Origin of the sequence: Peribacillus sp. NPDC096622 (assembly GCF_044762665.1) — a bacterium.
Classification (GTDB): Bacteria; Bacillota; Bacilli; order Bacillales; family DSM-1321; genus Peribacillus; species Peribacillus frigoritolerans_B.
In genome coordinates this window covers 1-20,770 of record NZ_JBIWES010000027.1, presented here as the reverse complement: position 1 = coordinate 20,770, position 20,770 = coordinate 1, and the positions used below count along the sequence as shown (strand labels likewise).

Here is a 20,770-nt window from a genome sequence, read left to right as displayed (position 1 = left end):
AATAGGATTTAGAGTTATAAAAAATACCTCAGTTTTTATTCTTTTAAAGGTTTTATTAAAGTTGAATTGAATTATTAATATGGATAAATAAGCAAAGTTGAGGTGTTATCTTGCAGATACTATTAATTCGACATGGTGAGTCAGAAGACGATTTTCTAGAAGAAAATTACGAAGGAACTACAGATTTACCACTTACTATTAAGGGAGTTGAACAAGTAGAAAAAATGTGCCGGCGTGTATCAGAAGAGTTTCCACCAGAATTCATATGGTCAAGTACCTTGCTTCGTGCTAGTAAAACTGCTGAAACTCTATCCAATACTATCCAATGCCCAGTAATATTCTTAGATGATTTACGAGAGATGCAAGATATGGAGAGTGAATTTGATTTTAGATTACGAGCTCAAAATGTCCTTTCCCATATTAGAGAGAACAGTGCAAATTATAAACGAATTGCTATAATATCCCATGGGGGGATGATTACTAAAATGATTGAAAGCTTTCTTCAATTACCACCCGAAATTAATGATGTGTGGTTCAATTCTAATAATACAGGTATACATCTTCTTGAGTATACCGATCATCCATACAAACTTATAAGATTTTTAAATAGTACTACGCATTTGAATTAACTTATGTTCGCGCTAAATAATTTTAACTTCTTTAATATCAGGAGCTGATCAACAGCTCCTTTTCGGGGCAGGATAGTTGAAAATGCAAAAGGGTAATTATGGATAATTAAAAGGGGAAAGATATATAAGTGGGAAATGAGTTTATTCAAGTAATTAAAGGAGGCGAACAGGATGAATAAAAAATTATTAAGGGTAGGAACTACTTATATCCCAGTTTCAAATGTAGAACATTCTTCTGAATGGTATGTAAACAAATTGGGGGCAGAGTTAAGCTATAAAGACGAAGACAAAGCAATTCTTAATTTTGCGAACCAAAGTTTTTTCCTTGTTAAATCTAAAGAAAATCAAAGCTCAAATTTCTATGATATTTACGGTGTTGAGCGTTTTTCTATAACATTTGAAGTTAATGGATTAAATGCTTTAGAAGCTATACATAGAGATTTTATCGGTAAACAGATTAGAATTGGTGCAATTGAAAATAGAGGGCATTCTGGAAGGAATTTTGTTTTCTTTGATTTAGATGGTAATAAATTTGATGTATGGAGTGAATTGAGTCCAATTTTCAAAGAAAAATACCTTATCTCACAATAGAAAAGACTGTTTTCTTGTTGAACTTACAGGTGCGTTAGCTGATGATCGGAGCTGTCTTTTAGGTAGCTTTTTCTTATGGAAATAAAGGGACAGGGATTGTTGAAAAAAGGAATTCAACCTATGTTTGTATAAATAGTAATATTTAACAATACTTGGCATTGCTCTAATAGTATTTTTAAATTATTTTCTAAATGGGGAGGGGCATTTTTGCAAACTTTTTTTAGATATAACTGGATGGTAAGAGAAGACTGGTATCGTTGGTGTGAAGAGTTAAGTGAAGAAGAACTTCTGCGGAACCGAACGGGTGGAATGGGAAGTATATTGCATACACTTTTCCATATTGTTGATGTCGAATGGAGCTGGATACGTCTCTTACAAGGTAAAACTGACTTTCAGGAGAGATGCTAGTATGGAAAATCAATTATTTTATGATACCTTGCAGGATGGAAGAATTGTGACGGATACTTGGGGTGAAATAATGCGACATACTATTGCTCACGAAATTCACCATATAGGGCAATTATCAATTTGGGCAAGGGAATTAGGGAAAAAGCCTGTTTCTGCAAACCTTATAGGTCGGGGTCTTTCCTCTCATTCCAATAAATAATCCAAATAGATATTAATTTAGTCGGTTTCTATAAAGTAACAGGTGCGTCAGTTCCATAGGATGCACAAGAAGACCACTTATAGGTGGTCTCTTTTTATTTGTTTCAAAAATCAAAGCCATGGTTAAAAAACGATCCTAATATATTCAATGGAATTAATATCTTGTAAAAAGTTTGATCATTTCCGTGATTTTCCCTCCATTAATTTGTTAAAGAATCGGAATCTCTGAAGCTGATGCATTGTCATCTTTTATTTTTTAAGGTTCTAAGACTTTCCATATCCCCATTTACTATCACATCAATATGAGCAGAAATGATAGAGATATCCAAATCCCACCATTTAATTTCCAGCAGTTCGTTAATGATTTCTTCTGAGAAGCGGGTTTTAAGTTTCTTTTCGGGATTCCCTCCAACGATGGTGTAAGGTTCCACATCTTTGGTAACAACCGATTTGGCGGCTACAATTGCACCATCCCCAATTTTTATTCCAGGCATGATGACAGTATCCATTCCTATCCAAACATCATTTCCAATTATGGTATCACCTTTAAACGGCAACTGATCTAACGCTGGCGTATACTTCTCCCATCCGTGTCCGAAAATGTTGAAGGGATAGGTTGAAAAACCATCCATTCTATGATTGGCCCCATTCATAATAAACGTTACACCAGGTGCCATGGCGCAAAATTTCCCAATGACAAGTCTGTCACCGAAGAATTCGTAGTGATATAACACTTGATCTTCAAAAGACTCACCATTTCTTGCATCGTAATATGAATATTCACCCGCAATAATGTTTGGTCTAGTGATTGTATTTTTAATGAATTGCACGACGTGATTTCCTTTAATCGGATATTTATCTTGAGGATTTGGCCCATGTTGCTTATTTGATTCCATGGATATCCACTGCCTTTCAGGGTTTTTATAATAAACTTAGCCGGCCGATCTTATTGCATTCCTCAGCGAACCAAATGGCACCATCAGGACCTGCTGCAATTCCATGTGGCTCCGCATTTTGTGTGGGAATTGGATATTCCGTAATTTCTCCTTGCATGGTAATGCGCCCAATTTGATTACTTCCCCATTCAGTGAACCATAAAGCACGGTCAGGACCCGTCACTATTGCGTGTGGGCGGGCATCTGCAGTAGGGATGGTATATTCACTTATTGTTCCAGAAGTAGTGATGCGTCCGATTTTATTTCCATTAATCTCCACAAACCAGAGTGCACCGTCCGGTCCGCTTGTAATGCCTACAGGACCAACATGTGCTGTTGGCAAAGTGTAATTGGTCACTTCTCCAAGCATCGTAATCCGCCCAATTTGATTACTCTGATTCTCAGTAAACCAAATGGCGCCGTCAGGTCCAGCAACAATAAAAGAGGGATAACAGCCGGGACTTGGTAAATCATACTGAATCATTTCACCTGATGATGAAATTCGCCCTATCCTATTTCCATTCATCTCGGTAAACCAAATGTCTCCATTGTGTCCTTCCGTTATTCCAAAAGGTGCTGAATTTGGATTCGGGAGAGTATATTCGATGATTTCACCTGTACCTGCCAGTTTTCCAATTTTATTCGCCCTATTTTCCGTAAACCATACATCACCCTGAGTTGTGGAGATTATGGATAGCACACCAGCATTGGGTGTAGGAACAGCGAATTGAGTGACTTCACCGTGAACGGTAATGCGTCCAATTTGATTTGCTTTATGTTGTGTAAACCATAGCGCACCATCTTTTCCGGCAGTTATTCCATATGGGCCTGAATCTTTGTCAAGAAGTTCGTATTCGTCCATTTTTATCCCCACTATATGCCTCCTCCTTTTTGTATGAAATTCTTCTATATCATTCGTTATAGATAATTGAAATCCTGCGAAAAAGTTTTTGCACATGGGGTAAAGTCTGTCCAAGCAGAGATTTTAATTCATAGATGAAAAGGTTATTGAGATTCTATGTTTCTAATAGGTCATATTTGCACCAGAACCCAATTACCTAACAATTTGGGTGAATTGTCCGATACAAAAGTTTTTTTTCCACATAGTTTATTAAAAAGTATGGTTACTCCAGCGGTGTTGATTAATACGGGTATTTAATAAAGAACAATATTCAACATTAGAAAATTATGCTTGTATATGGATACAACCTGATATTAGAACATAATGAATCTGTCGTGACCTTGCCCTTATTTTGGCGGAAAATACTTTTATATATATCACAGGAGGGGTTTTCATGGAGAAAGCAATAATTGTGCCTTGGGAAGAAGATGAGCTCACTCATGAGTTTTTTGTTCCTGAATATATTGAAAAAATGGCACTGGAAGTTCTTGAACATTACGGTTTCTCCGTTCAGGACATTCAAGTTGTTACAACAAAACCAGATAAAGGCGGCTCTATATGGAAAATGGAAACAAGTTCAGGGCCAAAGAGTTTAAAACTTTTACACAGAAGACCTACAAGAAGCATGTTTAGCTTAGGAGCTCAAGAATATTTAGTTAATGTTAAGGAAGCAAGAGTACCGCCCATCGTGAAAACCAAAGATGGAAGGGATTATGTTGAGGCTGGAGGGAAGTTATGGTTCGTCGCTGAGTGGATCGAATCATTGACACCTGTATCAAAAGATTTGGAAGGAGCCAAACACCTTTGTAATGCTCTCGGCGAATTCCATCTTTTAAGCAAAGGGTATGTGCCGCCCCAACAAGCTGAAGTTGCATCCCGGTTATATAAATGGCCAGCGACTTATGAAAAAGTCATCAATAAGATGGATTGGTTTCGAAACATTGCCAATGCATATGATGAAATGCCTGCAAGCTCTTATTTGCTGAATGTTTTAGATCAATTCGAAGAACAAGCAAAAAGAAGCTTAGAAAAATTAAATGAATCAAGCTATCTAGAGTTAGCACAAAGAGGAAATGAATATTGGGGATTAGTGCATCAAGATTATGGCTGGTCAAATGGTCAAATGGGCTCTAATGGAATGTGGATTATTGACCTTGACGGTGTTGCTTATGACCTTCCTATTCGCGATTTGAGAAAACTGATTACCGGCACAATGGCGGATTTATATAGATGGGATACAACTTGGGTAAGAGAAATGATCAAGTCCTATCACGAGGCAAATCCAATTTCATCGCAACTATATGATATCTTAATGATCGATTTATCTGGCCCAAATGAATTTTACAAGAATATTAAAGAAGTAGTATATGAACCTGAATTATTTCTAAATGATCAAACAACAACGATGATTCAAACAATTGTTGATACCGATCAGACAAAATGGCCAGTTTTAGAAGAAATTAAAGATGATTGGAAGGGAATAGAGCAAACATGAAAATTTTAATGATTTGTACCGAAAAGCTTCCTGTTCCTCCGGTACTGGGCGGGGCCATTCAAACCTATATCTCAGGCATCCTGCCACATTTAAGTAAAGCCCATGATATTACGGTTTTAGGAATTAATGATCCATCACTTCCTGACCAAGAGACGATTGATGGAAACCGTTATGTACGTGTACCTGGAAAAATATTCGAAGTATATCGAGAAGAGGTTATTAGTTATCTTGAGGCAAATCATTTCGATCTAATTCATATATTCAATCGACCTCGATTAGTCCTTCCTGTCCGAAAAGCAGCACCTCATTCAAAAATTACCCTTAGCATGCATAATGATATGTTTAATCCAGAGAAAATCAATCCGGAAGAAGCAAAAGCAGCCATAGACGAAGTTACAAATATTGTAACTGTCAGTGATTATATAGGCAATGTCATAAAAAGTTTATATCCACAAGCTTCATCAAAGATTCGCACCATCTATTCTGGTGTTGACACCAATCGCTTTCTGCCTGGCAGTCACTCGAAAATGCAAAAAATTCGTAATGAATTACGTAAAGCAAACGGTCTTGAAAACAAAACGGTCATATTATTTGCAGGAAGATTATCAAGTAATAAAGGCGTCGATAGGTTAATTCGGGCACTGCCTGAACTTTCAAGTAAATTTAAGGATTTGGCTTTAGTTATTGTCGGAAGTAAATGGTTCAGCCAAAATGATGTTACCGATTATGTAGCTTATGTAAGAGCATTGGCAAAAAAGCTGCCTATCCCAGTTGTTTCAACAGGTTTTGTCGCACCTAGTGAAATACAAAATTGGTTTGCTGCTGCTGATTTATTCGTGTGTACATCAATATGGCAAGAACCGCTTGCACGCGTCCATTATGAAGCAATGGCTGCAGGGCTTCCAATCGTAACAACTGCAAGAGGGGGAAATCCAGAGGTCATTCGTATAAGAGAGAATGGGCTTGTAGTAGAGAATCCAGAAGATCCTGGATGTTTTACAGAGAAGATTACAGAAATTCTATCAAACAGATCACTGATGAATAAAATGGGCGAAAGAGGCAGGGAACTTGCCCTTAGCTTATATGAATGGAATCGAGTAGGATCTGAAATACTTGAAGTTTGGAAAAAATAACTGTATAACCAATCAGGAGCGGATGTGAATTGCGCTTACTAAAATACTTGTCACTGGTCCTGAAGGGGTTACGGATCACATTTATGTGAACCATTCCTAAAGGGTACGAAAAACAAAATGATTGGCGATATACATTTGCAGGACCTACCTCCATTACCCCCTAATAAGCTAAGAAAGTTAAGCTTAAAGCTCTCCAGAACCACCCAAAGTGTCAATTTTATTATGCAGAAAATTTGTCAATGACACCCCTCGGAATCAGACTTTGTAAAAAAAATACAATTTAAGGGACCCCTTGAATATAGACCCCAAAAAGGTCGGGAAATTTCGGGAGGGACTCCAAATTTTTGGAGGGTTATATCGCTCTCTTTTCAAATGAAACAAGTTGAAGAGCCATAATTGAGTAAAAAAAAGCACCTTGCTTACCTATTAAATAGGCTGTTGCAAGGTGCTTGTATTATTTGTTTGAAAATTCCCTGAATAAGGTTATAATTAAAAGTGTTGGAGAACCTAGCCAACTAGACACCCTTAGAGAATTGCCTTGTCCGCTACTTTCTAAGGGTGGATATTAATATTCTGGCTCATGCTTGGTTGAATTTCGGGTATGGAATGATGGTGTGTAATAGATGGATTTGTTTTTCCATTCAGGATGGCATTTAACACAACCAGTGTTATTGTACCCATCACCACTCCGTTTCCACATATTAATTGGACTGTTTCCGGGAATTTATCGAATGCTTCCGGGACCCCCTTGACTGCCAGACCGACTCCTATTCCAAGTGCAATCGTCAATTGATTGGAAGGTTTGCTTAAATCCGCTTTGGCTATCATCCCCAAAGCTGCAGATAGAAGCATGCCGAACATTGGTATCATGGCCCCGCCCAGAACGGGTAAAGGGATCATCGTCGTAAGACCGGCAACCTTAGGCACAAAAGCTAGAAAGATTAGGATACAGCCTGCCGTGACTACTACCGAGCGCTGAGTTACCTTTGTCAGCAAGACCAAGCCAACATTTTGTGAGAAGGTAGAATGGTTGAAAGAGTTGAAGATACCACTTATGAAGCTTCCTATTCCTTCTGCACGGAGGCCCTTTTCCACATCTTTTTCGGTTATTTCCTTCCCGCATACTTCCCCGAGTGTCAAAAAGACGCCTATACTTTCCACAGCTATGATTAAAGATATGATTGTCATAGTGATAATAGATGAAAGGTCGAAGGTAGGTACCCCAAAATAAAAAGGAGTCACCATTGTAAACCAGCTGGCCTCTAAAAAGCCAGAGGTATCGACCATACCTAAAATACCAGCCAATATAGTGCCAAGAATCATGGCGAAAAGAACTGAAACCGCTTTCAAGAAACCTTTAGTAAGTGTATTCAATAAAAGGAAACTCACTAGTGTAAAACAAGCTAGCATTAGATTCATAGGATCTCCAAAGGTGGGGGAACCGACTCCGCCCGCTGCATTTTTCATGGCAACTGGCATTAATGACACGCCTATGATTAATATGACGGACCCTGCAACGATTGGTGGGAAATAGGGTATTAATTTACCGATTACTCCTGATAAAATGGCAACAATTATTCCGGATACCATAACTGCGCCTAAAACCCCGGTTATACTATGGACCGATCCTATGGCTATTACTGGCTCAACCACGATAAAAGAAACAGCCATTAAAGCAGGTAATTTTATACCAAATCCTTTACCGCCAATAACTTGAAGCAAGGTGACTATCCCGCAGGCGAGTAAATCAAACGAGATCAGGTATATGATCTGTTCTTGTGTCAAGCCGATTGCAGGACCGACGATTAGTGGAACAGCTACCGCTCCTCCATACATTACACAAACATGCTGTAAACCTAACAATAACGTGTTTAGTTTTCCTAATTTTTCCATGTTTGCCCCCTTTTAATTAGTCACGACTTTCCAATTATATGAATGTAACGAAATCGCCTCCTTGTGATTTTGTAAATACTTCCTTATGGATGGGTTTGTTGTTGCTTATTAAGAAACGCTATTTACAAAATCGGTGTATTTTTATATTATCACCGCCATAATGCTAAATCAAGACTATTTTTTGGAAAAATATGAATATTCATTCAAGTTCATTCTGTATATAATTAAGAAGAATAGGGGGAGAAAAATGTATTTAACGATCGAAAAAGCTTTGAAACTTCCTGCCCTAAACCAAGTGGAAGTTATTGGAGGAAGTCAAGGGTTAACTCGGGTAATTAATTCAGTAAGTATAATGGATCATCCGGATATATCATGGATTAAACGAGGGGAACTCCTGCTGACAACTGGTTATGTGTTTAAGGATGACCTGAATGCTCAAATCAATCTTGTTAGGGAATTGTCGAAAAGAGGAAGTGCTGGATTAGCTATCAAGATTAAGAGGTTTCTTTCTACGATTCCTCCTGGAATGGTGGAAGAAGCGAACAAGTACAATTTCCCATTACTGGAGATTCCTTATGAAATGCCTTTATCCGACTTATTATTCAGCTTTACATATGAACTTGTTAATAAGGAGAAAGGGAAAAACGATGGAAAAGGAAGTTTTGAAGTTTTTCATTCTCTTTTGAATGGGGAAAATAGGGGGTCATCTTTTATCCCCCAATTACAGGAATTTGGCTTTAATCCCGATAGGCCATATATTCTGCTCTTAATAAACGGAACGAAGGAAGAAGGGGATTCATTCTTTCCAATCGGTAAAATATTGGAGAAATTAAACCAAACGGAAAGGGAAGATTTTAAGTATTGGAATATCGACTTCGATGGTCAATTGATTATCCTGCAAGGGAAAGGGATGGTGACTGATGAACACCTGCTTATGCAGGCTCAAAGAATTGCCATCCTTTTAGAAGGTCTTATATCCAAAGATAATCCTGGCACTTCTCTATCGATGGGGTTAAGCAAGGTGAAAAAAGAATTCTACAATATGAAAGAAGGGTTTATTGAAGCTAAAAAGGCCATTCAACTTGGCTCGAGGGTCAACCCGACTAATATCAATGATTACGCAAGCGTTGAAGTTGAAGATCTAATAAATCAAATCCCAAAGGATGCCATAACTCAATACGTGCAATCCATGATTCAGCCGATTATTGCATATGATAGGGAAAATGAGGGGGAGTTGTTAAAAACGCTGGAAACCTATCTATTTTCTAGAGGCAGAATAGAAGACGCGGCACGGGCTTTGTTTGTTCATCGAAATACTGTAAAGTTTCGTTTGTCTAGAATTGAAGACTTATTAGGAGTTGATTTAAAATCGAGGGATATTGCTTTTAAATTGCAGTTTAGTATAAAAGCTGCGAAGTTATTATTACATGACTAGGTAAAGGAAGCATGATTTGAAGGAATCGGGAATCAAGTGTTACTGCACATGAAAAACTGCCAGGGATAGGTATCTCTGGCAGTTTTTCGTATGGTATGTGCTATTTCCTATCGGTTATCCAGCAGACGTTTGGCATATAGGGCAAGTTTTAAAGTGAACAGATCATCATTGCTTAAGTCCATTCCTAATAGTTTTTTTATGCTTTTAATTCGAAAATGGATAGTGTTTCGGTGTACCCCCATTATTCTGGCCGTTTCAGCAGGTCGAAGATTGCATTGCAAATAGGCCTCCAAGGTTTTGATCAGATCAGACTGGTTTTCATCGTCATGGTCCTTCAGCGGTGCTAAATTACCTGTAACAATATCCATGAGCACATTTTTGGGGGCATACTGCAAAATTTTAAATGTTATTAATTCTTTGTAGCTGTATACTTCCTTTCCTGGGTTCGATCGTTTTCCCAAATCAATAGATTGTAAAGCTTCCTGTAAGCTATTGGCCAGGTTATTGATACCTGTATGATAGTTACCGACTCCCAGCGTAAGTTCCATTGGCAGGTGTTTAGATAAAGTAGAGATAATTTGTTGGCTTATCTGGGTGACCTGTGAATAAAAGCGGGTGTTCCCTAGGGGGATGGTATCCAGATAAATGATAACTAGACTGCCCTTGATATTCCTTATGAGCTTATCGATTTTATATTGTTCGGTTAATGTTTCAATTGTCTTGATAAGCTGTTTATAAGTAATGGGATCATTCCTTTGATTACATTGCAGCGTTAAAGGTAAAACCGTACATATGAATCCCCCAGAAAAATGATGGAAGTTGGATTTGTCCTCCGTCATTCCTAAAATCCCGTAACTTAAATTTTCGGCACCAACTCCTGAAATATCTTCAATACTATAACTCAACTCTTTTTGTTCATTCTGTCTCGTTACAATTTCACGAAGTAGGGGAGACATGATATCTGATAGCGAAAACTCAGGGGGGATTTTGAGAATAGGCAAATTGGCCATATTGGCAATGTTGATGGTGGTTTGTGGAATTTCCTCCAGTTTGATGAACAATCCTGAACAATTCATTTTTGCTAATTCGATTACGAATTGGTCTAATTGTTGCGGATTATCTTGAAATAAGTATCCTGTTGTTAGAATTAATTCATTTGGCTTCAACCAGGAAAGCACATCAGGAGCATCAAAGCTATTGATGGATTCTATTTCTCTATTAAGTCCCTGAATGCCAGCTGCCACTTGGCATCGTTTGATCTGTGGTAATTTTAATGCATCAGTCATCGTTAAATGCATGATAGGTCCCCTTCGCTGTGCCTTTTTTCTCTAATTTAACTAATTTTTTGAATATTGGCAACTATATCAGAGCTATAAGGATAGCCTGTTCTTTAAAGGTGAGTGCGGTAAGCACAAAGAGGTTGGAAAAATATTAGCTTTTTCAGCTAATGACCTATAAAGAAGCGCACGTATATAATTCAATTAAGTTAAGAATGTTTTGAATTATAAAAATAATCGGAAGAAGGGAGGGCCCGTATTGATATCTGACCTTAATAGCATAAATGAGTTGAACAAGGTGGAATTCATCCAAAAGTTAGGTTGGGTATATGAACATTCTCCATGGATAGCAGAGCGTTCATGGGAGTACAAGCCATTCATTTCCTTAGAGGACCTAAAACAGAAAATGGAAATAGTTGTGCAGAATGCCTCATTATCGGAACAGCTCCAATTAATCAAGTCTCACCCGGATTTAGCAGCCCGGATTGATATGGCTGAAGCATCAGTTAAAGAGCAATCCGCAGCTGGTTTGAATTCGCTTTCTCCGGATGAATATGAAGAATTTCATGCGTTAAATAATCAGTATAAAGAAAAGTTTGGATTTCCGTTCATATTTGCTGTCCGTGGCAGCGATAAAACGGTGATAAAGGCAGAGATGAAAAGAAGGATTGGTTTGGATCCGGCAAATGAACTTAAGGAAGCGATCAAGCAAATCCACTTAATTGCCAGCCACAGGCTATCTGATTTTATTAAATAGGAGGAGGAATAATATGACAGTTCAAAATGAAAACAGAACGATGTATTACGGTAAAGGGGATGTATTTGTATATAGGACTTTTGTACAGCCTCTTACAGGTTTGAGGAAAATACCGGAATCAAGTTTCACAGAAAGAGATAATACTATTTTTGGATTTAATTGCCAGATTTCTCTAAAAGGGGAAGCTTTTTTATCTTCTTTTACGGAAGGAGATAATAGCTTGGTGGTTGCAACGGATTCCATGAAAAACATCATTCATCGCCAGGCCGCCAATTATCAAGGAAATACGGCGGAAGGTTTTATAAAGTTCATATGTGAAGTTTTCCTTGATAAGTATAGCCACATAGATGCAGTGGAACTGACAGCAACTGAAGTTCCCTTCGATCATGTACTCGTTCCAAAAGGGGAAGGGCATGAAAATAGTGATGTTGTCTATCGATGTTCCAGAAATGAAAGGGCTACCACTACAATCGAAGTGAAAAGGACACCTACCGGAAGCAAAATCGTTAAGCATTCAAGTGGAATAGTTGATGTCCATTTAATCAAGGTTAAAGGAAGCTCTTTTTATGGATTTATTCAAGATGAATACACCACACTGCCAGAAGCTCAGGATCGTCCACTATTTATCTACTTGGATTTCGATTGGGAATATAGCCGCTGGGAGGATGGCACTGGAGCGGATCCAGAAAAATATGTAGCAGCAGAACAAATTTGTGATATTGCAAACACAGTGTTCCATGAACTGAATAACCGTTCGATTCAGCAGCTCATTTATCATATTGGCATTAGGATTCTAGAACGTTTCCCTCAGTTAGCGAATGTTCAATTTAAAACCAATAATCGTACATGGGAAACGGTTGTAGAAACGATTCCAAATTCAGAAGGAAGTGTTTATCAGGAACCTCGTCCTCCGTTTGGCTTCCAAGGCTTTGTCGTTACACAAGAAGACGTTAAACAAAAAAAGGCAGCTGATTCAACTGTAGGGGCTTCCCGATAATGGACAGTAAGCTGACCACACATGTTTTAGACCTGTCTAAAGGCCTGCCGGCAAAAGGGATGAAGATAGAACTTTGGGCCATAGCAGAACAGGGAGACCATTCTTTCATTAAAGAGGTCTGTACAAACAACGATGGGAGAGTGGATGATCCGCTTCTTCAAGGGGATGATCTCAAACCAGGTGAGTATGAGCTTGTCTTTTATGTTGGGGAATATTTCAATGATGGAGCGAATGATCCTTATATAAGGCCATTTTTAAATAAGGTCCCACTTCGTTTTGGTATTAGAAGCAATGAAGAACATTATCATGTTCCTCTGCTGGTTGCTCCAGGAGGATATAGCACCTACCGAGGAAGCTAGTAAATCAGTAAGAGAGTTGGAGGGTTCAATTTGGCACATGAGCGTACTGGTGTTGTGACTTTAGGCGGTAATCCAGTGACCTTGATTGGTCCTGAACTAAAAGTAGGGGATAAGGCCCCTGACTTTACACTATTAACAAATGACCGCCGTAAAGCACATTTAACAGACTATAAAAATAAGACATGCATCATCACGACTATTCCTTCGCTTGATACTGGTGTATGTGATTTACAAACAAGGCTCTTAAATGAAGAAGCAAGCAAAATGGGTGATGATGTAGCAGTCTTGGCTATCAGCGCAGACCTTCCCTTTGCTCAAGCAAGATGGTGTAAAGAAAGTAATGTCGAAGCTATAACCATTCTCTCCGATCACTTTGATTTGTCTTTTGGTACTGCATATGGAACGTATATGAAAGAGCAACGATTGGAATGCAGGGCAGTATTTGTAATAAATCAAGAAGGAACCATTAAGTATGTGGAATATGTACCGGAAGTCACGAATCACGCAGATTATGAATCCGCATTGCAGGTAGCGAAGGAAGTGATAAATAAAGCTGGTGCAGCTAAATAAACATTTTCCCTCAAGAAGGATATTAACATTTCATTCTATTATCCGTAAGACCGTCCGATTTACAAAAGCTGGACGGTCTTTTGATGATACTGAATTATGACTTCATTAACGCAAACGGAGAAAAGTACTTCTACCCAAGTCGCTTTCTAATGTCAAAATATAATAAAATAAACTAAAATTAAACATTAATTCCTGTTATTTGAAGTGGAATTATGCTATAATGAAAGTCCAATAGCTTTATATAACATGGAAGCGCTTCCTTATCCAAGGAAGTGCTCTTTTTATCTTTTTCACTTACTAATTAACATAACAATTCTAAAAACACCTGAAATATTAATTGCACCGTCTTCCTGGGGTTCCGGATTACATGGTCCGGAGGGAGAATGCGAAAAAAGGTCACTAGAAACAGGACTACCCGTAATAGTCTGTAATCGTACTGGCGAAGACGAAACTGTCCGTTTTTGGGATGCAGAAAGCATGATCATAAAAAATGGTGTACCCCTCCTGACTCATAAATCAAAACAATCAGCCATACTTACCTTTGAATGGGATTTACAAAGCATGGAATTACTATCCCCTCATTTCGACATCGATTACATATAATGAGAACATACACCAACTCTTGTTGTGCGCTAGTGAAGAAACGGAGCTGTCATTTAAGGCAGCTTTTTCTTATTGCTAGAGGCAGGATAGTTCAACGGTGCCGCTTGATCTTTGTTCAACAATTGGGACATTTTCTTGAATAAGAGAAGGGTTTAGTCGTAAGTGAATCGAAGTTAATCAAAGGGATAATTGTTCAAATCACTTTTGATGAAATATTCATCTCACTGACATACTGTTGTCAGCATTAGACGTTTACAATAGCCAGAACAGCAACCTAGGAAATTACCCGGCGACCCTAAATATTGAAGTATAGTTACTTACTCAACATTGAGGAGGAAATCGATTATGAGTGACACAAAGACATTAAGAGGACTCACCACCGTCAGTTTTTGGGCGGCTGATCTAGTGGCGGCAAAGAAGTGGTACACAGAGCTGCTGGGTATCGACCCATACTTCGAACGCCCAGGTTATGCCGAGTTTCGCCTCGGGGACTACCAGCACGAGCTGGGCCTAATCGATAGCCGCTACGCGCCCGGTGGTTCGTCGACCGGCGCGGCCGGTGGTGCTGTCGTGTACTGGCACGTCGACGATGTGACAGCAACTTTCGAGAAGCTGCTGTCTATGGGAGCGAAAGAACACGAGGCACCCACAGTTCGCGGTCAGGGGTTCATTACTGCCTCCGTGGTTGATCCTTTTGGGAACATCCTAGGCATTATGTACAATCAGCACTATTTGGACGTTCTGGATTCGAAGAGAAAAGCGTGATCCGCTCTGCCGGCATTATGGAACTATAGGGATTAAAAAAGGTTGTTATAAATTCCAAAGAGCATGGGTAATTTCTTCAGATAAGAAGGGGGGAAGAGCCACTTTCCCTGAATTAATTACGCATAAGGAGAGTATGTTACTATCGCCATACGGTAACTTCATCGTAAAAAGCCTATCTCTAGTGAGGGGGCTTTTTAATTTATAAGAGGAATATAAAGCTAAACAAATGAAAATCCACTTTCAATGATCCTTAAAAAATCATCATATTATTTACTTTCAGTTAGAAAGCCGCATTCCTCTGTTGAAAAATGCGGCTGTTTCAATAAATACTCAATTGAAAGCAAATAACATCAATTATAATAGGGTTTAGTACCCTCGATTCCGATCTACCATTCCATTTAATGGTTGTTCACTTGAAAATCTCCTTAAATTTTCTATGAAAAAGTTGCTCACTTCGTTAACCGTACTTGGCCCTGACAGATGAGAAGTGACAAACACATTCGGCATGGACCAGAAGGCATGTTCTTTTGGCAACGGTTCTGTTTCAAATACATCGAGGACAGCTGCCTGAAGATGTCCTGCTCGCATGACAGATATTAAATCCCCTTCATCTATCAATGCTCCACGGCCAACGTTGATAAGGGAAGCAGTGGATTTCATCGCTAAAAGAAGGTCTTGGTTAATGATATGATAAGTGGAATCCGTTAAAGGAAGGGTTAGGACCAAATAATCCAGATCCTTTACAAATTCACCCCATTGATTTGGAGTAAAGTGGCGATCCACTAGTGTTGCTTGTTTTCCACTAAAGCTTAAGCCATGTACATTCATATCAAATGCTCGAGCTTTACGTACAAGTTCAGCGCCAATCGATCCAAGTCCAGCGATCCCGATTGTTTTCCCCTTAAGGGTTTCGGAAATGAAAGGATCCCACCTCCGCTCCAGTTGCGATTGTTTCATCCGAGGACCGTCTTTCACTATGTCCAAGAGAAACAAAAATACATATTCCGAGATGTAAGCACCAAATTGGTCAGTAATTCGAGTTAATGTAATGTTTTTAGGTATCGATTTGTCCGAAATCAAATCATTGACTCCGGCTCCCATTGATTGAAACCAGCGAACAGATGAGGCAATTGGTTTACATAGTAATTGTGTAGGGAAATTCCATCCCAAAATAACTTCAGTGCCTGGTAAATATTTTTCTGCTTCCCCCAAAGTTTTCGCTGCCTTCACCGATGTAAACCCATTATTGCGGATACGATCAGCATAAGCATCGACCTCTGTCTGAATAGGACTAAATACAAGAATGTTTGGTTTGTGTGTACCCCCCATAGGCTCTCTCCTTATTGATTCTTTATATATAGTATAAATTCTTCCTCCTGAGTCGTACAATGATAAAAAACAGTGCACTTCTTTCGGAGTATGCACTGCTTTTCAAATTTCTCCAGTTTACTATTGATTTTATAGAAAATCGGTATTAAAGACTCGTTTAATGAATCATTCGTTTATTTATTTAATAATATTGCTTCTGTGTTACAAGGTTGTAGAGCTATTTGTAGTGCTCTTTTTTCTTCATGGTTTAGAGGGACCAATGGTAAGCGGACACCTCCAACATTCACCCCCCGCATATTTAATGCTGATTTTACTGGTGCTGGGCTTGGCGCAGCAAATAATGCTTTCATGATTGGAAGAAGTTTACGATGTGTAGCGGCGGCAGCATGGACATCACCATTTTTAAAGCTATTGATCATTTCTTGCATTTCATTACCAATTATGTGTGAAGAAACCGAAACAATGCCTGTTCCACCGATGGCTAAAACCGGTAATGTTAACCCATCATCGCCGCTGTACAATGTAAAATCACTAGTTGTTTTGCTTATGATTTGTGCCATGGCATCTAAGTCACCGCTTGCTTCTTTTACTGCCACGATATTGTTGATTTTTGAGAGGCTAACAATCGTCTCTACTGACATGTTTACAACACTTCGACCTGGAATATTATAAAGCATTACCGGTAATGATGTTGAATGGGCAATAGCGCTAAAGTGCTGAAATAATCCTTCTTGAGACGGCTTGTTATAGTATGGGGTAACGAGCATGATTCCGTCGACTCCTGCGGCCTCAGCTTGCCTTGTCAAGCTGATAGAAGCTTTCGTGTTATTTGAGCCGGTTCCAGCTATGACTGGAACTCTTCCATCAACAACTTCTACAACAATTTTGAATAAATCTACTTTCTCTTCTGTAGTTAATGTAGGGGACTCTCCAGTTGTACCAGCTATTACCAATCCATCAGAACCATTAGCAATTAAATAGTTTACTAAAGCTCTCGTAGCATTAAAATCAACCTCATCATTATGATTAAACGGGGTAACCATTGCGGTTAAAACTTGGCCAAAATTCATAACTTCACACCCTTTTGTATAATTTTTAAAAATATTCAGAGGTGGTTAGGGCCGTTCAGGAGTAAACGCAAAAAAGCAACAACGAGGATTCGCTGCTGCAGTAGAAACAATATTTATCAAAAAAATGTTTCCGCGCATAAGATAGCCCTCCATATAGTTTCCTATATGACAGTTCTGTATTTATTCAATAGCAGAACCAGCTTCAAGAACATGAGATTCTTTCCGCTTCGGCAAATTCCCCTTTCCACAATAGTCATAGGATCTCATTCTCCTCAAAATGTGTACTAATGGTCTTTGCTCCTCTATCCTCACTTCAAAAAATTTTGAAGTAAGAAAATATTTAATTGATTGTAATATAACAGGGAATCCATTCTGTTGCAAGGACAATTTGTTTTTATGTAATCATTTCTACTATGTGTGAACTGGCTTTTGGTCAAGGAAAACACTTTTCCAACGGTTTTCAATCATGGCTGCATGATCAAAGAAAGGTTTAACTCGAAACTTCATAATCACTGGCTATTTGAAGAACCTCGGGCAATGTATATGAAAAAGTGTTATTTTCGGGGTAATTTGCGCTAATTTTGAGTGAGTGCTATTTTGCACATCCAACTTTAAAACCCAGCTACCTTAAAATGTTTAATTAAATGTCTATAATTTAAAACTTTAAGACACTTTTAAAATCTAACATATTATTTGTTAATTTATCCTTGTTTACTGTCTAAAAGTTTTAAGACTTATAGACAAAGGATGATACATATTGTTAATTGGTTATGCGAGGGTTTCAACTACTGGCCAAGATTTAGAAACACAAAAGGAAATTTTGGAAAGTGAAGGGTGTAAAAAGCTTTTTGTTGAAAAAGTAACAGGAACAAGTACAAAACAAAGAGCCCATCTTTATGAAGCTATTGAATTTGCACGAGAAGGAGATACATTAGTTGTAACTAAAATAGATCGTTTAGCTCGTTCTATTATGGACTTGAATAAGATCGTTCATGAACTAGCTGAAAAAGGAGTTAATGTAAGATTTGTAAAAGAAGATATGAAGTTTGATGGTTCAAACGAAGGAAACAGCTTACAAACACTGCTCTTTAATATTTTAGGTTCATTCGCACAATTTGAACGTGATCTTATTGTAGAAAGAACTACAGAAGGTCGGGAGAGAGCTAAGAGGCAAGGGAAACATATGGGAAGACCAGGGCAAGATGAAAAGACTTTAAAACGTGCTATTAAGCTATATAATGAACGTGAAACAAACGGAATGAGTGTAAAGGACATTGTAAAAACTACAGGAGTTCCACGTTCCACGTTATATGCAAAGATTAAATGATTCTTAAACTGAATCCGGGGCTGCCATTTGGTGCCCTTTTTGCTTAATGAACTAAAGGGGCAGTATAGTTTAAGTAAGACACTGGTTTTTACAGGAGGAAATAATGGTTAAAAAACGTAGAAAAATTTTAGTGATCACCTTAACAATTTTAATCATTTTAGTAGTTTATTACCTTTTACAACTTAATTGGATTTCGGCCTCCAATGAAACTGTTCATTTAGAGGATTTGCCAGAGGAATTTGATGGGTTTAAAGTCGTACAGTTATCAGATTTACACAATAAAGAATTTGGAGAAGGAAACAAAAGGTTGGTTAAAAAAATCAATAAAATTGAGCCAGATATAATTGTTATAACTGGTGATATGTTAAATAACTCTCACGACATACCAAATAACGGAGAAGTTCTAATAAAGTTACTTGAAAATCTAAATAATAACTATCCGATTTATTATGTGACAGGTGAACACGAAGAAGGTTTGTATTACGAAGATAGAAACAAGTATCAAAAAGAAGGCACAAAAGAAGCATACGAAGAAAAACTAAGCAATCTTGGTGTTACAGTTGTAAATGATGAACAAACAACAATTACAAAACAGGATGCAATAATTAACTTGTATGGGCTAAAAGAACACTTGTCAGGAGAAATTCAAATTGAAGAACGGTTAGGCGAAACAAATGAAAACGAAGTAAATATTTTACTTTCGCATAGACCTTTTTATTTTGATGAATATGCTGATTGGGGAGCAGATTTAGTCTTTTCTGGTGATACTCACGGGGGAATGTTACGTCTACCTTTTATTGGAGGGATTATTTCAACAGAGGGGTTTTTCCCAGAATATGATGGTGGTTTGTTTCAAAAAGAAAACTCAATAATGGTTGTAAGTAGAGGTTTAGGTAATAATCCAATTCCCCTTAGAATAAATAATCGACCAGAAGTAGTTGAAATTACCCTAAAAAGTAAATAAGTAAGTAATTCTTATTGATGTAACGGGTGCATTCGTATAAGAAGAAATAGTGGTGAAATATTGATTTTTATATTAAGATCTTCCGCAATCGGGTGCTATTTCTTGAATAAGGTTAGCTTTTCTAAATGAACTAACAGGTGCGTTAGTTCATTAAGGAACACAAAAATGATCAATTAATAAAAGAATAATCCAATTAAATAGTATAAGGGCATGTTTTGATTAATCTTTTTTCAAAACATGCTCTTTAGATTTATTTATCAAGGTTTTTTGTATTAATTTGATCAAACTTTGTTTCAAATCTACAAGTAACTAACAAATTTTAAAATTAATGAAATAAAAATAATTTTATGAACCAAAGATTCTAATGGTCTCCTAAAGGGAATGTATTACCAATACTTTACAAAAACATGTATTTTCATATAATGGTTAATAGAGTGAAAAATCACAGTTTGGTTGGTAGTCCAGACGTATTAGTTGCATCATACTAATATTAGTAGCCTTCCCCCCTCGGGATGTCCATCACTCTGTTATTTAATTAGAGGGGGTTTTCTGATGAAATTAACACTTTACTTTGATGGCCAGTTCTGGGTAGGAATTGTTGAAGATAATCAAAATGGGTTTTTGAGAGTTTGTAAACATATCTTTGGAAAAGAACCAAAAGATGAAGAGGTACAATACTTTGTAAACCACATAATGATGAGGTTACTGGAACGAGTTACAACAGGTGTAAACGTTAATCAAAAGAAAGAACAGCACATAAACCCTAAACGGTTAGCACGTGCAGTTGGAAAACAAATGAAACAAAAAGGCGCCTCTTCCAAAGCTCAAGAAGCATTGAAATTAGAGCTTGAAAATCGAAAAGTAAAGCGAAAAGTACTTTCTCGTGAACAAATAGAAGAGGAAAAGGAAAAGGAAAAGAAAAGACAATTAAAGGTAGAAAAGCGTAAAAAAAAGCACCGTGGAAGGTAAAACTGCACCTCCAATTGTTAGATGTTCTCTAATGCAGTTCACTTCGGCAGCTCTTTTTCTATGAACTAAAGGGGCAGCATTCCTGTAATAACTGAAAATGAGGTTTGAACGAAAAAAGACCTCTTGATAAGATGAATGTGTCCTGAGCTGGCCAGCTAAAAAGGA

The 20,770-nt window shown here is 37.9% G+C and carries 18 protein-coding genes, 2 pseudogenes and 1 riboswitch; of the genes and pseudogenes, 14 read left to right on the top strand and 6 right to left on the bottom strand.

Going from position 1 to position 20,770, the window contains the following annotated elements; all coding sequences use genetic code 11:
• Nucleotides 1-110: 110 nt before the first annotated feature.
• The 3 genes and pseudogenes from ACIQYG_RS25030 to ACIQYG_RS25020 all read left to right on the top strand — a co-directional run bounded on the left by ACIQYG_RS25030 (nt 111) and on the right by ACIQYG_RS25020 (nt 1,827).
• Nucleotides 111-629, top strand: a complete 519-nt coding sequence (locus tag ACIQYG_RS25030) for a histidine phosphatase family protein (protein ID WP_402843784.1) — start codon at nt 111-113, stop codon at nt 627-629.
• Nucleotides 630-800: 171 nt separating this feature from the next.
• On the top strand, nt 801-1,220 hold the full coding sequence (locus ACIQYG_RS25025) for a VOC family protein (RefSeq protein ID WP_402843782.1): 420 nt from the start codon (nt 801-803) through the stop codon (nt 1,218-1,220).
• A 207-nt stretch (nt 1,221-1,427) separates the two neighbouring features.
• Nucleotides 1,428-1,827 (top strand): annotated as a pseudogene (locus tag ACIQYG_RS25020) (DinB family protein).
• 241 nt (nt 1,828-2,068) lie between these two features.
• Here the strand turns inward: ACIQYG_RS25020 and ACIQYG_RS25015 are convergent.
• Both ACIQYG_RS25015 and ACIQYG_RS25010 read right to left on the bottom strand, forming a co-directional pair.
• Nucleotides 2,069-2,722 carry a Vat family streptogramin A O-acetyltransferase gene (locus ACIQYG_RS25015; protein WP_402843779.1) on the bottom strand — a complete coding sequence of 218 codons (654 nt, stop codon included), beginning with the start codon at nt 2,720-2,722 and terminating at the stop codon, nt 2,069-2,071.
• Nucleotides 2,723-2,747: 25 nt separating this feature from the next.
• Nucleotides 2,748-3,635 (bottom strand): Vgb family protein, encoded by an 888-nt coding sequence (locus ACIQYG_RS25010; RefSeq protein WP_402843776.1) that lies wholly within the window; start codon nt 3,633-3,635, stop codon nt 2,748-2,750.
• A 421-nt stretch (nt 3,636-4,056) separates the two neighbouring features.
• Between ACIQYG_RS25010 and ACIQYG_RS25005 the strand changes: the two genes are divergently transcribed.
• Both ACIQYG_RS25005 and ACIQYG_RS25000 read left to right on the top strand, forming a co-directional pair.
• The gene (locus ACIQYG_RS25005; protein WP_402843773.1) at nt 4,057-5,157 is read left to right on the top strand and encodes a CotS family spore coat protein; all 1,101 of its coding nucleotides are present in this window, start codon (nt 4,057-4,059) and stop codon (nt 5,155-5,157) included.
• Nucleotides 5,154-6,287, top strand: a pseudogene (locus ACIQYG_RS25000) (glycosyltransferase family 4 protein); the annotation flags it as partial. The gene ACIQYG_RS25005 and the pseudogene ACIQYG_RS25000, both read left to right, overlap by 4 nt.
• Nucleotides 6,288-6,842: 555 nt before the next feature.
• Here the strand turns inward: ACIQYG_RS25000 and ACIQYG_RS24995 are convergent.
• Nucleotides 6,843-8,183 (bottom strand): nucleobase:cation symporter-2 family protein, encoded by a 1,341-nt coding sequence (locus tag ACIQYG_RS24995; protein WP_402843770.1) that lies wholly within the window; start codon nt 8,181-8,183, stop codon nt 6,843-6,845.
• A 247-nt stretch (nt 8,184-8,430) separates the two neighbouring features.
• On the opposite strand from ACIQYG_RS24995, the gene ACIQYG_RS24990 reads away from it, so the two are divergent.
• Nucleotides 8,431-9,618 carry a PucR family transcriptional regulator gene (locus ACIQYG_RS24990; protein ID WP_402843767.1) on the top strand — a complete coding sequence of 396 codons (1,188 nt, stop codon included), beginning with the start codon at nt 8,431-8,433 and terminating at the stop codon, nt 9,616-9,618.
• Nucleotides 9,619-9,725: 107 nt separating this feature from the next.
• Here the strand turns inward: ACIQYG_RS24990 and ACIQYG_RS24985 are convergent, their stop codons facing one another.
• A complete protein-coding gene (locus ACIQYG_RS24985) occupies nt 9,726-10,916 on the bottom strand; it encodes a PucR family transcriptional regulator (protein WP_402843764.1) in 1,191 nt (396 codons plus the stop codon).
• Between the two features lie 238 nt (nt 10,917-11,154).
• On the opposite strand from ACIQYG_RS24985, the gene uraD reads away from it, so the two are divergent.
• From uraD to ACIQYG_RS24960, 5 genes are all read left to right on the top strand, one after another.
• A complete protein-coding gene (uraD, locus tag ACIQYG_RS24980) occupies nt 11,155-11,652 on the top strand; it encodes a 2-oxo-4-hydroxy-4-carboxy-5-ureidoimidazoline decarboxylase (RefSeq protein WP_402843761.1) in 498 nt (165 codons plus the stop codon).
• 13 nt (nt 11,653-11,665) lie between these two features.
• The gene (gene pucL, locus ACIQYG_RS24975) at nt 11,666-12,649 is read left to right on the top strand and encodes a factor-independent urate hydroxylase (RefSeq protein WP_402843758.1); all 984 of its coding nucleotides are present in this window, start codon (nt 11,666-11,668) and stop codon (nt 12,647-12,649) included.
• The gene (gene uraH, locus ACIQYG_RS24970; RefSeq protein WP_402843755.1) at nt 12,649-13,008 is read left to right on the top strand and encodes a hydroxyisourate hydrolase; all 360 of its coding nucleotides are present in this window, start codon (nt 12,649-12,651) and stop codon (nt 13,006-13,008) included. Before pucL ends, uraH begins: the two co-directional genes overlap by 1 nt.
• 30 nt (nt 13,009-13,038) lie before the next feature.
• Complete coding sequence (tpx, locus tag ACIQYG_RS24965) at nt 13,039-13,578, top strand: thiol peroxidase (protein ID WP_402843752.1); 540 nt, start codon at nt 13,039-13,041, stop codon at nt 13,576-13,578.
• Nucleotides 13,579-14,526: 948 nt separating this feature from the next.
• Nucleotides 14,527-14,946 (top strand): VOC family protein, encoded by a 420-nt coding sequence (locus ACIQYG_RS24960; protein WP_402843749.1) that lies wholly within the window; start codon nt 14,527-14,529, stop codon nt 14,944-14,946.
• 366 nt (nt 14,947-15,312) lie between these two features.
• Here ACIQYG_RS24960 and ACIQYG_RS24955 read toward each other — a convergent pair whose 3' ends face one another.
• Together ACIQYG_RS24955 and dapA are read right to left on the bottom strand one after the other, a co-directional pair.
• A complete protein-coding gene (locus ACIQYG_RS24955) occupies nt 15,313-16,275 on the bottom strand; it encodes a D-2-hydroxyacid dehydrogenase (protein ID WP_402843746.1) in 963 nt (320 codons plus the stop codon).
• A 173-nt stretch (nt 16,276-16,448) separates the two neighbouring features.
• Entirely contained in the window at nt 16,449-17,345 is an 897-nt protein-coding gene (dapA, locus tag ACIQYG_RS24950; protein WP_402843743.1) for a 4-hydroxy-tetrahydrodipicolinate synthase, read from the bottom strand.
• 134 nt (nt 17,346-17,479) lie between these two features.
• Nucleotides 17,480-17,658, bottom strand: a riboswitch (Lysine riboswitch).
• Nucleotides 17,659-18,099: 441 nt separating this feature from the next.
• On the opposite strand from dapA, the gene ACIQYG_RS24945 reads away from it, so the two are divergent.
• The 3 genes from ACIQYG_RS24945 (at nt 18,100) to ACIQYG_RS24935 (ending at nt 20,605) form a co-directional block, all read left to right on the top strand.
• The gene (locus ACIQYG_RS24945) at nt 18,100-18,672 is read left to right on the top strand and encodes a recombinase family protein (RefSeq protein ID WP_402843818.1); all 573 of its coding nucleotides are present in this window, start codon (nt 18,100-18,102) and stop codon (nt 18,670-18,672) included.
• A 103-nt stretch (nt 18,673-18,775) separates the two neighbouring features.
• Entirely contained in the window at nt 18,776-19,636 is an 861-nt protein-coding gene (locus ACIQYG_RS24940; protein WP_402843740.1) for a metallophosphoesterase, read from the top strand.
• A 552-nt stretch (nt 19,637-20,188) separates the two neighbouring features.
• The gene (locus tag ACIQYG_RS24935; RefSeq protein WP_402843737.1) at nt 20,189-20,605 is read left to right on the top strand and encodes a YjdF family protein; all 417 of its coding nucleotides are present in this window, start codon (nt 20,189-20,191) and stop codon (nt 20,603-20,605) included.
• Nucleotides 20,606-20,770 lie beyond the last annotated feature (165 nt).

Coding starts and splice junctions, on each gene's coding strand:
- ACIQYG_RS25025 (WP_402843782.1), top strand. CDS start 801: ATGAATAAAAAATTATTAAGGGTAGGAACTACTTATATCCCAGTTTCA.
- ACIQYG_RS25015 (WP_402843779.1), bottom strand. CDS start 2,722: ATGGAATCAAATAAGCAACATGGGCCAAATCCTCAAGATAAATATCCG.
- ACIQYG_RS25005 (WP_402843773.1), top strand. CDS start 4,057: ATGGAGAAAGCAATAATTGTGCCTTGGGAAGAAGATGAGCTCACTCAT.
- ACIQYG_RS24995 (WP_402843770.1), bottom strand. CDS start 8,183: ATGGAAAAATTAGGAAAACTAAACACGTTATTGTTAGGTTTACAGCAT.
- ACIQYG_RS24990 (WP_402843767.1), top strand. CDS start 8,431: ATGTATTTAACGATCGAAAAAGCTTTGAAACTTCCTGCCCTAAACCAA.
- ACIQYG_RS24985 (WP_402843764.1), bottom strand. CDS start 10,916: ATGCATTTAACGATGACTGATGCATTAAAATTACCACAGATCAAACGA.
- pucL (WP_402843758.1), top strand. CDS start 11,666: ATGACAGTTCAAAATGAAAACAGAACGATGTATTACGGTAAAGGGGAT.
- uraH (WP_402843755.1), top strand. CDS start 12,649: ATGGACAGTAAGCTGACCACACATGTTTTAGACCTGTCTAAAGGCCTG.
- ACIQYG_RS24960 (WP_402843749.1), top strand. CDS start 14,527: ATGAGTGACACAAAGACATTAAGAGGACTCACCACCGTCAGTTTTTGG.
- ACIQYG_RS24955 (WP_402843746.1), bottom strand. CDS start 16,275: ATGGGGGGTACACACAAACCAAACATTCTTGTATTTAGTCCTATTCAG.
- dapA (WP_402843743.1), bottom strand. CDS start 17,345: ATGAATTTTGGCCAAGTTTTAACCGCAATGGTTACCCCGTTTAATCAT.
- ACIQYG_RS24940 (WP_402843740.1), top strand. CDS start 18,776: ATGGTTAAAAAACGTAGAAAAATTTTAGTGATCACCTTAACAATTTTA.
- ACIQYG_RS24935 (WP_402843737.1), top strand. CDS start 20,189: ATGAAATTAACACTTTACTTTGATGGCCAGTTCTGGGTAGGAATTGTT.